At 72.9% G+C, this 14,661-nt stretch carries 13 protein-coding genes and 1 pseudogene; 12 read left to right on the top strand and 2 right to left on the bottom strand.

Going from position 1 to position 14,661, the window contains the following annotated elements; translation table 11 throughout:
• Positions 1 to 32 precede the first annotated feature (32 nt).
• Both DA06_RS04825 and mnmA read left to right on the top strand, forming a co-directional pair.
• A pseudogene (locus DA06_RS04825) lies at positions 33 to 1,257 on the top strand (cysteine desulfurase family protein); the annotation flags it as partial.
• Between the two features lie 131 nt (positions 1,258 to 1,388).
• On the top strand, positions 1,389 to 2,531 hold the full coding sequence (gene mnmA, locus DA06_RS04830; protein ID WP_043497795.1) for a tRNA 2-thiouridine(34) synthase MnmA: 1,143 nt from the start codon (positions 1,389 to 1,391) through the stop codon (positions 2,529 to 2,531).
• A 36-nt stretch (positions 2,532 to 2,567) separates the two neighbouring features.
• On the opposite strand, the gene DA06_RS04835 is transcribed toward mnmA, so the two are convergent.
• Positions 2,568 to 3,053 carry a nuclear transport factor 2 family protein gene (locus DA06_RS04835; RefSeq protein WP_418606999.1) on the bottom strand — a complete coding sequence of 162 codons (486 nt, stop codon included), beginning with the start codon at positions 3,051 to 3,053 and terminating at the stop codon, positions 2,568 to 2,570.
• Between the two features lie 586 nt (positions 3,054 to 3,639).
• Between DA06_RS04835 and DA06_RS04840 the strand changes: the two genes are divergently transcribed.
• The 3 genes from DA06_RS04840 (at position 3,640) to DA06_RS04850 (ending at position 7,083) form a co-directional block, all read left to right on the top strand.
• Complete coding sequence (locus DA06_RS04840; protein WP_043497797.1) at positions 3,640 to 5,232, top strand: HNH endonuclease signature motif containing protein; 1,593 nt, start codon at positions 3,640 to 3,642, stop codon at positions 5,230 to 5,232.
• 143 nt (positions 5,233 to 5,375) lie between these two features.
• Positions 5,376 to 6,524: an NAD(+) diphosphatase gene (nudC, locus tag DA06_RS04845; RefSeq protein WP_418607001.1), complete on the top strand. Its 1,149-nt coding sequence runs from the start codon at positions 5,376 to 5,378 to the stop codon at positions 6,522 to 6,524.
• Entirely contained in the window at positions 6,427 to 7,083 is a 657-nt protein-coding gene (locus DA06_RS04850) for a hypothetical protein (protein ID WP_043497799.1), read from the top strand. The genes nudC and DA06_RS04850 overlap by 98 nt, the downstream gene beginning before the upstream one ends.
• Positions 7,084 to 7,293: 210 nt before the next feature.
• Here the strand turns inward: DA06_RS04850 and DA06_RS04855 are convergent, their stop codons facing one another.
• On the bottom strand, positions 7,294 to 7,554 hold the full coding sequence (locus DA06_RS04855; protein ID WP_043497801.1) for a mycoredoxin: 261 nt from the start codon (positions 7,552 to 7,554) through the stop codon (positions 7,294 to 7,296).
• 215 nt (positions 7,555 to 7,769) lie between these two features.
• On the opposite strand from DA06_RS04855, the gene DA06_RS04860 reads away from it, so the two are divergent.
• The 7 genes from DA06_RS04860 (at position 7,770) to DA06_RS04890 (ending at position 14,613) form a co-directional block, all read left to right on the top strand.
• Positions 7,770 to 9,812, top strand: coding sequence for an ATP-dependent DNA helicase UvrD2 (locus tag DA06_RS04860; RefSeq protein WP_043497803.1), 2,043 nt, complete (start codon positions 7,770 to 7,772; stop codon positions 9,810 to 9,812).
• 228 nt (positions 9,813 to 10,040) lie between these two features.
• Positions 10,041 to 10,196 (top strand): hypothetical protein, encoded by a 156-nt coding sequence (locus DA06_RS04865; RefSeq protein WP_418607003.1) that lies wholly within the window; start codon positions 10,041 to 10,043, stop codon positions 10,194 to 10,196.
• A 349-nt stretch (positions 10,197 to 10,545) separates the two neighbouring features.
• Positions 10,546 to 10,692 carry a hypothetical protein gene (locus DA06_RS04870; RefSeq protein ID WP_418607005.1) on the top strand — a complete coding sequence of 49 codons (147 nt, stop codon included), beginning with the start codon at positions 10,546 to 10,548 and terminating at the stop codon, positions 10,690 to 10,692.
• A 54-nt stretch (positions 10,693 to 10,746) separates the two neighbouring features.
• Entirely contained in the window at positions 10,747 to 10,983 is a 237-nt protein-coding gene (locus tag DA06_RS04875; protein ID WP_418607007.1) for a hypothetical protein, read from the top strand.
• A complete protein-coding gene (locus tag DA06_RS04880; RefSeq protein ID WP_043497812.1) occupies positions 10,980 to 12,506 on the top strand; it encodes an MmgE/PrpD family protein in 1,527 nt (508 codons plus the stop codon). Before DA06_RS04875 ends, DA06_RS04880 begins: the two co-directional genes overlap by 4 nt.
• Positions 12,506 to 13,408, top strand: a complete 903-nt coding sequence (gene prpB, locus DA06_RS04885) for a methylisocitrate lyase (protein ID WP_043497814.1) — start codon at positions 12,506 to 12,508, stop codon at positions 13,406 to 13,408. Before DA06_RS04880 ends, prpB begins: the two co-directional genes overlap by 1 nt.
• Before the next feature lie 77 nt (positions 13,409 to 13,485).
• Positions 13,486 to 14,613, top strand: a complete 1,128-nt coding sequence (locus tag DA06_RS04890; RefSeq protein ID WP_043497815.1) for a bifunctional 2-methylcitrate synthase/citrate synthase — start codon at positions 13,486 to 13,488, stop codon at positions 14,611 to 14,613.
• Positions 14,614 to 14,661 lie beyond the last annotated feature (48 nt).

Raw genomic sequence — 14,661 nt, forward strand, 5'->3', positions numbered from 1 at the left:
GGGCGTTCGGCACGGTCCTTACACTGGTCGGCGTGACCGTCTACCTCGACCACGCGGCGACCACGCCCGTGCGCCCGGAAGTGGCGGCGTGCTACGCGGAGGAGCTTGCTCGGGTGGGAAACCCCTCCTCGCTCCACAGCGCGGGGCGCGACGCTCGCCGTCGGCTCGAGGAGGCCCGCGAGCAGCTCGCCGCCGCCGTCGGAGCGGAACCTGCCGAGGTGATCTTCACCTCGGGCGGGACCGAGGCGGACAACCTGGCCGTGAAGGGCGCGTACTGGGCGAGACGGGCGGCCGACGACTCGCTGCGCACGGTCGCCGTCTCCTCGATCGAGCACCATGCCGTGCTGGAAGCGGCGGAGTGGCTCGCGACGCACGACGGCGCCGGGCTCGTCCGGCTGCGCGTCGACTCCGACGGTGTGCTGAGCCTGGATCATCTCGACGAGGTGCTCCGCGGCGGCGGTGCCGCCGTCGTCTCAGTCATGTGGACGAACAACGAGGTCGGCGTGGTGCAGCCGGTCGAGGAGATCGTCCGGCTCGCCGGCGCCGCAGGCGTGCCGGTGCATTCTGACGCGGTGCAGGCGGTCGGTCACGTACCCGTGCACTTCGCGCGCTCGGGGCTCGACGCGATGAGCCTGACCGGGCACAAGCTGGGCGCTCCGGTGGGTGCCGGCGCTCTCGTGGCGCGGCGCTCGTTCCCGCTGACTCCGGTCGAGCACGGTGGCGGGCAGGAGCGGGGGGTCCGCTCGGGGCACCCTGGCGGTCGCCGGCGCGCGCGCACTGGCGCTCGCCGTCGAGATGGCCGTCGCCGAGCAGGCGGCCGAGGCGGCGCGGCTGAGCGCACTGAGGGACCGGCTCGTCACCGCGGTGCAGCACGCCGTCGGCGGCGTCGCGCTCACCGGACCGGCGATCGCCGCTGAGGCGACCGACCCGCTGGAGCGTTCCACCCCGCTGACGGGTGCGGGCGGCCGGCACCCGGGGATCGCCCACCTGACCGTCGAGGGGGCTGACTCCGACGCGCTGCTCTTCGGTCTGGACATGGCGGGGATCGCCGCGTCGAGCGGCTCGGCATGTCACGCGGGCGTGCAGCAGGCCTCGCACGTGCTGGTCGCCATGGGCCGCGACGAGGAGCTGGCGCGCTCGGCGCTGCGGTTCTCCCTCGGCCGGACCACGACCGAGGACGACATCGACGCCGTCGTGGCAGCCCTGCCGGGCGTGGTGGACAACGCGCGCCGTGCGCACGCGGCACGGCGTCGGCCGTCGCGCGAGCCGGCGGGCCTCGGAGGGGAAGGGCCTGGCCGCGGCACGCGCGAGGGGTCCGCCGTCGGCTCCGGCAACGGCGCGGTTCCCGCGGCGGGCACGTCCGCCGTCGGGTCTGGGGGCGTGTCCTGATGCGGGTGCTGGCGGCCCTGTCCGGGGGAGTCGACTCCGCCGTCGCCGCGGCGCGTGCGGTGGAGGCCGGGCACGACGTCGTGGGCGTCCACATGGCGCTCTCGCGCTCGCGGGCGCAGCACCGCAACGGCTCGCGCGGCTGCTGCTCGATCGAGGACGCCGGTGACGCGCGCCGCGCTGCCGACGTCCTCGGCATTCCGTACTACGTGTGGGACCTGTCCGAGGAGTTCGAGGAGACGGTCGTCGCGGACTTCGTCTCCGAGTACGAGGCCGGCCGCACCCCGAACCCCTGCGTGCGCTGCAACGAGCACATCAAGTTCTCGGCGCTGCTCGACCGGGGTCTGGCGCTCGGCTTCGACGCCGTCGCCACCGGTCACTACGCCCGGATCGTGGAGGTGCCCGACGGCGCCGGCGGAGTCCGCCGCGAGCTGCACCGGGCCACCGACCCGGCGAAGGACCAGTCCTACGTCCTGGCGGTGATGGGGGCGGACCGCCTGGCCCGTTCGATGTTCCCGCTGGGGGACGCACCCTCGAAGGACGCGGTGCGCGCCGAGGCGGCCGCCCGCGGGCTGAGCGTGTCCGCGAAGCCGGACTCGTACGACATCTGCTTCGTGGCCGACGGCGACACCCAGGGCTTCCTGCGGGACCACCTCGGCTCCCGGCCGGGCGAGGTGGTGGACGCGGACGGCCGCGTGCTCGGCCAGCACGACGGCGCGTACGCGTACACGGTCGGGCAGCGGAAAGGTCTGGGGCTCACCCGCCCGGCGGCCGACGGGCGCCCGCGGTACGTGCTCGAGGTCCGGCCGGGGACGAACCAGGTCGTGGTGGGGCCGACCGAGCTGCTGAGCGTGGACGAGCTCCACGCCGACCAGACGGTGTGGCTCGCCGAGGACGTCCCTGCGGGGGAGTGGTTCGACGCCGAGGTCCAGATCCGCGCGCACGGGGATCCCGTCGTTGCGTCGGTCCGGCGCGGCGGGACCAGCACCGAGGGGGCGGCGGCCGACACTCTCCAGGCGCGGCTGTCCGTCCCGCTGAGAGGCATCGCGCCCGGGCAGTCGCTGGTGGTGTACGCCGGCGCGCGCGTTCTGGGCCAGTCGACGATCGTCTCCGCCCGCCGGGGTGCTCCTCTGCGGGCGGGCTGATCTGTCACCGCGCGGCTGACCGACGGTCGGGGTTGGTCAGCCGTCTGCGGGGTGCCTCATCCACCACTCCGTGAACGAGGTGCAGCGGCCGCGTCCGTCCAGGCGGATGATCCAGAGGTTGCTGTAGGTGCGCGGCGGGTCGTCGCGATAGTCGGTGGTGCCCTCGACGACCGAGACGCCGGCATTCACCGCGAGCGGCGTCCAGGTGAAGGTCGTCCGGCCGGGTTCGTCGCTGTTCGCGAGCCAGAACGCCACGATGGCGTCCCGGCCTCGGACGGGATCGGCGTACGGCTCCGTGCGGTACTCGGCCTCCGCCGTGAAAAGAGAGGCGATGTCGTCCGGGTCGTTGCTGTTCCAGGCGCGTACGTAGCCGTCGATCCAGGAGGCGAGGTCGTCTGCCGTGGCTGTCCGTTCCGCGGTGGTCCGCTGCGCGGCCGTCCGTTCGCGCTCCGAGGGCGCCGCAGTGCGGCTGGCGTGTCTGGGTGACGCGTCGCCCAGCTGCGCGGCGTCCCCCGTCGGCACGGCTGGTGATTCGCGATCCTCGCCAGGTTCCTCGCCAGGTTCCTCGCCAGGTTCCTCGCCAGGTTCCTCGCCAGGTTCCTGTCTGGGCATGGGGTCTCCCCGAACGTAGGAGCGAGTTCAGCCACGGTGATCCGCCGGTGCCCTGTCATTCTGCGTCTGCGCCGCCCGGCTGCCAAGTCTCTCGGCCTCGGTTCAGACTGGCACCCGCCGCTTTGCTGACTACGTCGTGGGATCGTTCGTTGCCCGTCCAGGAAATTCGGGACAGCTCCCGGCCGGCCAGGCAATGTCAAGTGGCGGTCGGTCGCCCGCTTCATGAGGTTCGAGCTGTTTACGCATTCGAATGCTCGCCCGGCTTCGCCCGGAGATCAGACGCCTGCGGACTGCCAAGCTTTCCACAGAGACTCCATCAATGGGGACCTGGGCGCCATTGCTTCCACAGCATGTGGTTATGCACAGGCGGCTGGGCTGCCACCGTTTCCACAAATTCGCGGGAATAGCCAGTCAGCCCTTCCGAATGCGAACGGGTGTTCGATATGGTGGAGGTTGCGGAGACGACGTCGGACCTAGGAAGCCCGGGGGTGATGGGGTGTCGCTGGTCGAAGAGGCGGGAAGCCCGGCCGCGGCCCTCGCGGTGGGGCTGGAGAAGGTCCGGGACGTGCTGGACGAGCTGGCCGGGATCGACCTGCACACGGTGGCCGGGGAGGCGACCCTGGGGGTGCTGGACGGGGTCGAGGACCTCCGGCGGCGCCTGGAGGCGCTGAACGCCAGGGCGCTCGCCACGGTCGAGACCGACGGGCTGTGGGCCCTCGACGGAGCCCGGTCGATGGCCGCGTGGTACCGGGGCCGCACCGGTAAGCACCGGGCGTCGGCGGCCCGGGAGGTGCGCCAGGCCCGGGCACTGCGCGACCACCTGCCCGCCACCGCCAAGGCGCTGGCCGCCGGGCAGATCGGCACGGACCACGTCGCGGCGCTCGTGCGGCACACCACGGGCACCCGGGCCCGCAGGGAGACCCTGCGCGAGGCGAGCGCGGGGGAGGAGTTCCTCCTGGCCCACGCCCGCGGGCTCGACGCCTCGGCGTTCGCCACCGCCCTGGAGCACTGGGCGCTGCGCGCGGACCCCGACGCCGCGGACCGCGGCTACGTGGCCGACGCCGACAGGGAGGAGTTCTACCTGGCCGAGACCACGGAGGGGTACGTGCCCGGCGGATGGCTGTCCCGTACCAGCGGGCAGCTGGTGCTGGCCGCGCTGGCCGCCCGTGGCGGGGTCCCTGTCCGGGACGACAAGCGCTCGGCGAGGCAGCGCGCCGCGCACCACCTGACCGGGCTGGCCCGCCTGGGGCTGGACTCCGGCGCCCTGCGCCCCGGAGCGCGGATCCGCCCCCACCTGGGCGTCCACGTCCCCTTCGACACCCTCCAGCGCCTGATCGGCGCCACCCGGCCGGTCCGCCCCCACCCCTCGTGCCCCTCGCACGACCGGGCCGGCACACCGGGTACCGCGGACACCGGGCACCCCGGGGCGGCGTTCGGCCTCCACACCGAGACGGACGCCACGGGCGCTACGAGCGGCACGAGCGGCACGAGCGGCACGAGCGGCACGGGCGGCGCGAATGGCGCGAACGGCACGAACGGCACGGACCGTTCGGCCGGTGAGGACCGGGCACCCGCGCCCGGCGCGGGCGGGGTGTGCGGGTGCGGGCGGGAGGAGCTGCCGGAGGCGGTGATCACCGCGGATCTCGACCCGGCCCTGATCGGCGACGCAGCCCCGGCCACCCTGGAGGACGGCACCGCACTGGCCCCGACCCTGCTGGCCCGCCTGGCCTGCGGCGGCGGCTTCCACCGCGTCGTCTTCGGAGCCGACTCGGAGGTTCTGGACGTCGGCCGCGAGGAACGCCTCTTCACCGCCGCCCAGACCCGCGCGATCATCGCCCGCGACAAGGACTGCCGCTACCCCGGCTGCGGCGCCCCGCCCGGCGAGGGCGAGATCCACCACTCCATCTGGTGGTACGAGCACCACGGCCGCACCGACACCCGGCTCGGCGTCCTGCTGTGCTGGCACCACCACGACTTCGTCCACCAACGCCGCATCAGCATCGAACGCCGACACGGCCGGTGGACGTTCTACCGGCGCGACGGCACCGAGATCCCACACTCCGAACACGCGACCCACCCCGCACCGTGACAGCCAGGAACGGCACCGTCGACGGCTATCGCCCTGGAGAGCGAACGCCGCGTGCCCAGCGCACCTGTGTGGGCCTCCGGTGCGACTCGCGGGGACGGAGCGAGCGACTGACCGTGGTGCGGCCGACACCGTACCGTTGGCCCGTGCACGACGTCCTCCCGCTCGCCCGGTCCACCGTCGACCCGGACGCTGTGTCCCGCCCGGTCGAGGGACTTGTGAGCCGCCTGCTGGCCGAGCCGACGACGCAGGTCGTGCTGATTCAACGTGGGCTGGTTGCGACCCGCGGGTCGGCCCTCGACCTCCGTGCACCGGCCGAGATCCCTCGCGACGCATGGGGGCCGGACGACGTCGTGTACCTCGGACGCGACGACGACGGTGCGTATCTCGCCCTCACGCTTCCGGAGCACCTGGGGGAGGAGCGTGACCTGGACGGCGTCCCCATCGTCGAGGACGCGGGGCTGGTGGATCTCGTAGCGACCCTCGAGTTTCGTCACCTGCGTGACATCGGGGACGCCTTGCCCGACAGGGACGCCGGTCTCGCGACCACGGCCGTCGCGGTGAGCGCGTGGCACGTCCGCCATCCGCGGTGCCCTCGGTGCGGCGAGCCGACCGAGGTCATCGACGCGGGCTGGGTTCGACGATGCTCAGCCGACAACTCGCTCCACTACCCGCGCACCGACCCGGCCGTCATCATGGCCGTCACCGACAACCAGGACCGCATCCTCCTCGGCCACGCCGCACACTGGCCGGCGCGGCGCTTCTCCACGCTCGCCGGCTACGTCGAGCCAGGAGAATCCATCGAGGCCGCCGTCGCCCGCGAGGTGAAGGAGGAGGCCGGCCTCGAGGTGGGGTCGGTGGAGTTCGTCGCGTCGCAGCCGTGGCCGTTCCCGGCCTCGCTCATGCTCGGCTTCCGAGCACGCCTGGCCGAGAGCTCCGACGGAGCGGTCAAGGTCGACGGCGTCGAGATCACCGACGCCCGGTTCTTCTCCCGCGAGGTGCTTGCGTCGGCGGCCCGGACGGGGGGAGGTGCTTCTCCCGATGCGGTCCTCCATCGCGCGAGCCCTGATCGAGGAGTGGTTCGGAGGTCCGATACCGACGGCACCGGACGCCTGAACGGGCCCCCGACGAGCCGACCGGCGGCACCGGGGGACACGGGCATGACACGGACCGTGCGGTCGATGAGAAGATCCGCGCGTGAACGAAGGATCTCAGCGGCTGGCCGACGGCACGGGCGCCCAGCCGGTCCGTACCGGACCCGACGCCGCGGTCGCGACGTCGGAGCCGTCCCCTGAGCCGGCGCTGCGCCAGCAGTTCGCACAGCTGGCACCGCTGTTCGCCCTTGCGGTGCGGGTGCTGCGGCTGCCGTCGCTCGCGCTGGCCTCGGCCCCCGTCCCCGCGCTTGCGGTCCTGGCCTGGCTCGCCTCCACGTGGGAGTCGCCCGCCAGGGCGGTGGGCCTCGTGGTGACGGCGTTGGGCGGCACCGCCGTCGCCGTTTTCGTCGTTCGCCGGGCCCGCTACCTCCAGGCGACGAACGACGTGGCCGCACTCGCCGACGACCTCGTCGCCTTCACCGACCTCAGCGATCTGGACGCCGAGGTGAGCGACGCGCTCCGCTCGCTCGTCGACCGCGGAGGCCTGCGACTGCTGCCGCGGGTCCGCGGGTTCTGGGCGCTCGTCTCGTTACCCTCGCGCGTCGAGGAGCACGTCGGCTCGCTGGAGCGGCTCCGCTGGTTCCTGCCTCCGGTCGTCGGTACCACGGTGACGCTCATCCATGTACAGGTCACCGTCGCCGTCCTCAGCTGGGTGCTGCTGGGTCTCGCGGTGCCCGGGACCCTGCTCAACCTTTTCTGATCGCCGAAGGGCCCGCGCGGCCGGCGCGGGAGCGGCCCAGGACCGGCGCCGAAGGGCGAGGTCGTCCCGGACGCGCCAGCGGGCCCGGCGCACGCGGCTGGTGCGCGGGGCCCGCTGCGGCGGGGCTGCCGGGTCGTGCAGCACGCCCACGGACGGGTTGTCGGTCCGTCGGCGCCGGCACGCGGATCGGTCAGCGGCCGGTCCGACCGCTCAGTTCTTGAGTCGCTCGACGACGTCGGCCAGCGAGGGGTTCGTCGCGGCGCTCCCGTCGGGGAACACCACCGTGGGGACGGTCTGGTTGCCGTCGTTGACGGACTCGACGAACGACGCGGACGCCTCGTCCTCCTCGATGTTCACCTCGTTGTACGGGATGCCCTCACGGTCGAGCTGCGTCTTCAGCCGCCGGCAGTAGCCGCACCAGGTGGTCGAGTACATCGTGATGCTTCCGGCCTCGGGTGCCTGTGCCGTCATGGCTGCTCCTCTCGTCCTCGGGCGTTCCGCCCTCGCCGTTGTCGCGGGGCTCGCACGCCCTCGTCGTTCTCGTGGGGCGTATCGCGCCCGCTGTTCCGGGAACGCCCGGACCGTTCTGATTCTTCCCCCCTGTGCCTGCGCGCGGCGAGTGGGGCCGCACACAGACCGGCGACCGGCCGCGGTGCGTGTCGGCGCAGGCTGAGACACTGGCCGGGATGAGTACGAGCACCGATGAGCTGCTGGACATGCTCGACGACGACCAGAGGGCGGTCGCCGAGCAGGTCACCGGCCCCCTCTGCGTCCTCGCCGGCGCGGGCACCGGGAAGACCCGGGCCATCACCTACCGGATCGCGAACGGGGTGCTGTCCGGCGCCTACAACCCGCAGACGGTGCTGGCGGTCACGTTCACGGCCCGGGCCGCCGGGGAGATGCGTTCGCGGCTGCGCGACCTCGGCGTCGGCGGTGTCCAGGCGCGCACCTTCCACGCCGCGGCGCTGAGGCAGCTGTCGTTCTTCTGGCCGACGGCGGTCGGCGGGCAGCTCCCACGGATCGCCGAGCACAAGGCCTCCCTCGTGGCGGAGGCCTCCGGCCGGCTGGGCCTTGGAGCCGACCGCACCGCGATCCGGGACCTGTCCGGAGAGGTCGAGTGGGCCAAGGTCTCACTCGTCACCGCGGACGACTACACGGTTAGGGCCGCGCGGGCCGGCCGCGAGGCGGTCGCCGGCCACGACCACGCGACGATCGCCCGGCTGCTGAGCGTCTACGAGGACGTCAAGAACGAACGCGGCGTCATCGACTTCGAGGACGTCCTGCTGCTCCTGGTCGGCATCCTGCTCGAGCGTGAGGACGTCGCCGCGCAGGTCCGTACCCAGTACCGGCACTTCGTCGTCGACGAGTACCAGGACGTCTCACCTCTCCAGCAGCGTCTGCTCGATCTCTGGCTCGGCGGTCGCCGCGAGGTCTGCGTCGTCGGCGACGTCTCCCAGACCATCTACTCCTTCACCGGTGCGACGCCACGCTTCCTCACCGACTTCCCGCGGCGGTACGAGGGGGCGCCGGTCGTGCGTCTGGTCCGCGACTACCGGTCCACCCCGCAGGTGGTGGACCTCGCGAACAAGGTGCTCTCCCGGGCCGGCCGCCACCGCAACGCGGCCGCCGTCGAGCTCGTGGCGCAGCGCCCCTCCTCCGCACCGGTGCGGTACGAGACGTACGACGACGACCTGGCGGAGGCCCGGGGTGTCGCCGAGCGCATCGCCGCGCTCGCGAAGGAGGGCGTCCCGCTCAGCGAGGTCGCCGTCCTCTACCGCACGAACGGCCAGTCCGAGGCCGTCGAGCAGGCGCTGGCAGACGCCGGGATCGGCTACCTCGTGCGTGGCGGGGAACGCTTCTTCTCCCGGCGCGAGGTGCGCGAGGCGATCGTGATGCTGCGGGGAGCCGTCCGGGCCAGCGCCGGCCAGTCGATGCCCGAGGCGGTCCGTGACGTGCTGTCGTCCGTCGGCTGGGCGGCGTCACCGCCCTCGGCGCGCGGGGCGGCGCGTGAACGGTGGGAGTCCCTGAACTCGCTGGTGAACCTGGCGGACGAGCTGCACCGCAGCCGTGAGGCGGACATGGCAGGGCTCGTGGCGGAGCTGGACGAGCGCATGTCGGCGCAGCACGCACCCACCGTCGCGGGCGTGACGCTGGCGAGCCTGCACGCCGCCAAGGGGTTGGAGTGGGACGCCGTCTTCCTCGTCGGGGTCTCCGAAGGGCTCCTCCCGATCTCGCTCGCCGAGGGCGACGCGGCCGTCGAGGAGGAACGCCGGCTGCTCTACGTGGGCGTCACGCGCGCACGGGAGCACCTGCAGCTGTCGTACGCGCGGGCGCGAACCGTCGGCGGGCGCGCCTCCCGGAAGCGGTCGCGCTTTCTGGACGGCATCTGGCCCGACGACGCGGCCGCCGCCCGTCGCGGAGGCCTCTCCCGGCGCGCGGCGGCACGGGCTCGCACCGAGACCTTCGTCGAGAGCAACCCGGCCGACGCCGAGCTGTTCGAGCGGCTCCGTTCGTGGCGCGGCCAGGTGGCGAAGGCCATCAGCAAGCCGGCGTACACGGTGCTGCACGACACCACGCTGCAGGCGATCGCCACCGCCAAGCCGAAAGACCTCCGTCAGCTGGCCGTCCTCCGGGGGATCGGCGCGACCAAGCTCGAGGCCTACGGCGGGCAGGTGCTCGCCGTCGTCCGTGGCGAGGACGTCGACGTCCAGGAGTGGCTCTCGCGCTGACGCCGCGACTGCGCCGGCGTCCGCGGCGCGCAGCCGGGCGGGCCGCGAGTCGGCACCCGGTCACTCTCGCGCCCTCATCCTGAAGGATGAGCCGGGGATCGAAAAGATCCCCCATAAATAGGATTGCCCGCCGCGGAACGGCGGGTCTAGTCTCATTCCTGTCCGAATCGACCCGGATCCTGCCTAGCCAGCACAAGGGATCCCCGCAGCCGAGGGAGGTGCCTGGAAGTGATCAAGAACGTCATCGCCGTGATCGCCGTCAGCTCGATGCCGTCCACGTCCGCCGTGCCCGGGCACAAGTCTGCCCTCGGCACTGTCCCGGCCGTGGCGCGTCGCCGCCCTCGGCTCCTCGGCACCACCCTGGGGATCGACTCCCGGACGTAGCTCACACCCCTGAGCTGCATGCTCCGGCCGCGATCCCGATCGGGACCGCGGCCGTCGTCGTAGATGACGCCCGTGGCCCCAAGCCCCGGACACAGAACGACCCAACAGGAGCAGCTGTGCAGCTCACGGCTCTACTCGACCAGATCAGCCAGGGATCATCCGTCTCCTGGCCCACGACCCCGGCCCGGTCCACCGCAACACCCTTCGACGGTGAGGCCGGCTGGGGAGTCCTCTCCACGCCCACCAGCACCGGCGCGTCGGCCACGCCGTGCCAGTCCGCCGAGGACTCCGACCTGTGGTTCGCCGAGCGCACGGCCGACGTCGAGATGGCGAAGGCCCTCTGCCGTGAGTGCCCCGTGCGCGAGCGTGCCTGGCCGGCGCGCTCGAGCGCAAGGAGCCGTGGGGCGTCTGGGGCGGCGAGGTGTTCGTCGACGGTGTTGTCGTCGCCCGCAAGCGTGGCCGCGGCCGTCCCCGGAAGGATGAGGCAGCCGCCTGAGCGCGGGCGTCCTGCGCATGCGCGCAGGCGCTCGGGCTGGGGGACACGCGGCTCGTGCGCGCGGCCCACGAGCACCTCCTCATCGTGGAGGCGGTCGCCGACGGCAACGAGACGCTCGCCGCCCAGGCCACCGCCGTGCACCTGCACGCCTCTCTCGACACGATCCTCACCAGCCTCGCCGACGGCGGCCGGGCGCCGGACCCGTTTCCGGTGGCGGCCCCCCACGGCACGACGACGTCCCCGCGGGCCCAGGCACCCGCACCCGCCCCGACCCTTGGAGCCGCCCGGTGATCACGCACCACGTCCGCGTCCACCCCAGCGCCGACAACCTGCCCCGCGAGGAGCAGCTGGCCTGGAAGCTCGCCGAGCTCGCCACCGACCCGGTCGAGGTGACCGAGGCGGTGACGGACATGGTGATCAACCGGGTGATCGACAACGCGGCAGTGGCGACCGCCTCCCTCGTCCGCACGCCCCCGGCGGCCGCCCGCGCACAGGCCCTCGCCCACCCCTGCAGCCCCGGCGCCACCGTCGTCGGCGCCCCGCGCGACACGCGGGTCAGCCCGGAGTGGGCGGCCTGGGCCAACGGGGTGGCGGTGCGCGAGCTGGACTACCACGACACCTTCCTCGCGGCGGAGTACTCCCACCCGGGCGACAACATCCCGCCGATCCTCGCCGTCGCCCAGCACCTCGCCGAGCGCCGCGGCCTGACGGGCAGGGAGCTGGTGCGGGGCATCGTCACCGGCTACGAGATCCAGGTCGGCCTCGCGAGGGCGATCAGCCTGCACAAGCACAAGATCGACCACGTCGCCCACCTCGGCCCCTCCGCCGCCGCGGGCATCGGCACGCTGCTGGGCCTGGACACCGAGGTGATCTTCCACGCGATCGGGCAGGCCCTGCACACCACCACGGCCACCCGGCAGTCCCGCAAGGGCGAGATCTCGACCTGGAAGGCCTACGCGCCGGCGTTCGCCGGCAAGGTGGCGGTCGAGGCCGTCGACCGGGCCATGCGGGGCCAGACGTCCCCGACGCCGATCTACGAGGGCGAGGACGGCGTCGTCGCCTGGATGCTGGACGGACCCGACGCCGCCTACGACGTGGTGCTCCCCGGGCCCGGGGAGGCGCGCACCGCGATCCTGGACACGTACACCAAGGAGCACTCCGCCGAGTACCAGGCGCAGGCGCTCATCGACCTGGCGCGGCGGATCGGCACGCAGTACCCGTTCCTGCGGGACCCGGACAACGTCACCTCGGTCGTGCTGCACACGTCCCACCACACCCACAACGTGATCGGGTCGGGCGCGAACGACCCTCAGAAGTACGACCCGACGGCCTCCCGCGAGACGCTCGACCACTCGATCCCGTACATCGTGGCGGTCGCGCTGCAGGACGGTGCCTGGCACCACGTGCGCTCGTACGCCCCCGAGCGGGCCGCACGCCCGGACACCGTGGCGCTGTGGCGCAAGATCACGACGGCGGAGGACCCCGGGTGGACGCGCCGCTACCACTCGACCGACCCGGCGGAGAAGGCCTTCGGCGGCCGCCTCGAGATCACCCTGGCCGACGGCGGACGCATCGTCGAGGAGATCGCCGTCGCCGACGCCCACCCGCTGGGAGCCCGGCCCTTCGCCCGCCAGCAGTACGTGGCCAAGTTCCGCACCCTGGCCGACGGCGTCCTGGACCCTGCCGAGGCCGAGCGGTTCCTCGACCTGGCCCAGCGCCTGCCCGCGCTGACCGCGGCCGAGCTCGGCGAGCTCACCGTCACCGCACCCGAGGGCTACCTCGACGCCGTCACCGTCCCGGAGGGGATCTTCTGATGCTGTACTCGGCCACCACCGCCGCGGACAAGCGCGCCCGCCTCCGTCAGCGGCTCTCCTCCGGCGAGACGCTGCTCTTCCCCGGCGCGTTCAACCCGCTCTCCGCCCGGCTCATCCAGGACAAGGGCTTCGACGGGGTCTACGTCTCCGGCGCGGTGCTCAGCGCCGACCTGGGGCTTCCCGACATCGGGCTGACCACCCTCACCGAGGTGGCGGGCCGGAGCCAGCAGATCGCCCGGGTGACCGACCTGCCGGCGCTGGTCGACGCGGACACGGGCTTCGGCGAGCCGATGAACGTCGCCCGTACCGTCCAGTCGCTCGAGGACGCGGGCGTGGCCGGCCTGCACATCGAGGACCAGGTCAACCCCAAGCGGTGCGGTCACCTCGACGGCAAGCAGGTGGTCGACGTCGCAACCGCCGCCAAGCGCGTCCGCGCCGCCGTCGACGCCCGCCGCGACCCGAACCTGCTGATCATGGCCCGTACCGACGTCCGCGGGGTCGACGGCTTCGACGCCGCCGTGGACCGCGCCAGGGCCCTCGTCGACGCCGGCGCGGACGCGATCTTCCCCGAGGCCATGCGCGACCTCGCCGAGTTCGAGGCGATGGCCGAGGCGGTCGAGGTCCCCGTGCTGGCGAACATGACAGAGTTCGGCAAGTCCGAGCTGTTCACCACCGACCAGCTCGCGGACGCCGGCGTCTCGATCGTCATCTTCCCGGTGTCGCTGCTGCGCCTGGCGATGGGCGCCGCCGAACGAGGCCTGGAAACCATCCGGCGCGAGGGTTCGTTGATCTCGGAGCTGGACAGCATGCAGCACCGCGCGCGCCTGTACGAGCTGGTCGACTACGAGGCCTACAACCACTTCGACACCGGCATCTTCAACTTCACGGTCCGCACCGACTGACGGCTCACGGGCCGACCACTGCCTCCCGCCCGCACCTGCCAGAGTTCTGCCGCCCGATGCCCGCGAAGGAGCGAGACATGAGCCAGACCCAGACCGAGCCGGAGATCCGCAAGGGGCTGGTCGGCGTCGTCGCCGACACGACCGCCATCTCCAAGGTCAACCCGGACACGAACTCCCTGCTCTACCGGGGCTACCCGGTCCAGGAGCTCGCCGCGCGGTGCTCCTTCGAGGAGGTCGCCCACCTGCTCTGGCACGGGGAGCTGCCCACGCCCGAGCAGCTGGCCGACCTGGAGGAGACGGGCCGCGCCCAGCGGGTGCTCGCTCCCGAGGTCCGGGCCGCCGTCGACCTCCTCCCGACCACCGCGCACCCCATGGACGTGCTCCGCACGGCCGTGTCGGTGATCGGGGCGGCGGACCCCGCCGCCGACGACGCCTCGCCGGAGTCCAACTACGCCAAGTCCGTCCGGCTGCTCGCCCAGGTCCCCGGCGTCGTCGCCTACGACCAGCGGCGCCGGCGCGGCCTGGAGCTGGTCGAGCCCCGCGACGACCTCGGGTACGTCGAGAACTTCCTCCACATGACCTTCGGGGAGGTGCCCGCGGACGTCGTCGTCGACGCGTTCCGGGTCTCGCTCATCCTCTACGCGGAGCACTCCTTCAACGCCTCCACCTTCACCGCCCGGGTGATCACCTCGACGCTCTCGGACCTCTACTCCGCCGTCGTCGGGGCGATCGGGGCGCTCAAGGGGCCGCTGCACGGCGGCGCGAACGAGGCCGTCATGCACGTCTTCGACGAGATCGGCACGGCCGCGAACGCCGAGGCGTGGCTCGAGGACGCGCTGGCCCACAAGCGCAAGATCATGGGCTTCGGCCATCGCGTCTACAAGCACGGCGACTCCCGGGTGCCCACCATGAAGGCCGCCCTCGACACGCTCGTGGCGCACTACGACCGTCCCGACCTGGCCGAGCTGTACGACCGGCTCGAGGCCGCGATGGTGGCGCGCAAGAACATCCTGCCGAACCTCGACTACCCGTCGGGTCCCGCCTACCACCTCATGGGGTTCGACACCGCGACGTTCACGCCGCTGTTCGTCGCCGCCCGCATCACCGGCTGGACCGCGCACGTCATGGAGCAGCTGGCCTCCAACGCCCTCATCCGCCCCCTCAGCGCCTACGGCGGCCCGGACGAGCGGCACGTGCAGCTCTAGCGACCGCCCTGACCCGGTCCGGCCGGAACCCGGCGGCCGTCGTCGTGC

The sequence above is a fragment of the Georgenia sp. SUBG003 genome, from assembly GCF_000715355.2.
Lineage (GTDB): Bacteria > Actinomycetota > Actinomycetes > Actinomycetales > Actinomycetaceae > Georgenia.

What these genes read in the sequence shown, in the direction of transcription:
- DA06_RS04890 (WP_043497815.1), top strand. Translation starts at nt 13,486, where the DNA reads ATGAGCCAGACCCAGACCGAGCCGGAGATCCGCAAGGGGCTGGTCGGC.
- DA06_RS04860 (WP_043497803.1), top strand. Translation starts at nt 7,770, where the DNA reads ATGAGTACGAGCACCGATGAGCTGCTGGACATGCTCGACGACGACCAG.
- prpB (WP_043497814.1), top strand. Translation starts at nt 12,506, where the DNA reads ATGCTGTACTCGGCCACCACCGCCGCGGACAAGCGCGCCCGCCTCCGT.
- mnmA (WP_043497795.1), top strand. Translation starts at nt 1,389, where the DNA reads ATGCGGGTGCTGGCGGCCCTGTCCGGGGGAGTCGACTCCGCCGTCGCC.
- DA06_RS04855 (WP_043497801.1), bottom strand. Translation starts at nt 7,554, where the DNA reads ATGACGGCACAGGCACCCGAGGCCGGAAGCATCACGATGTACTCGACC.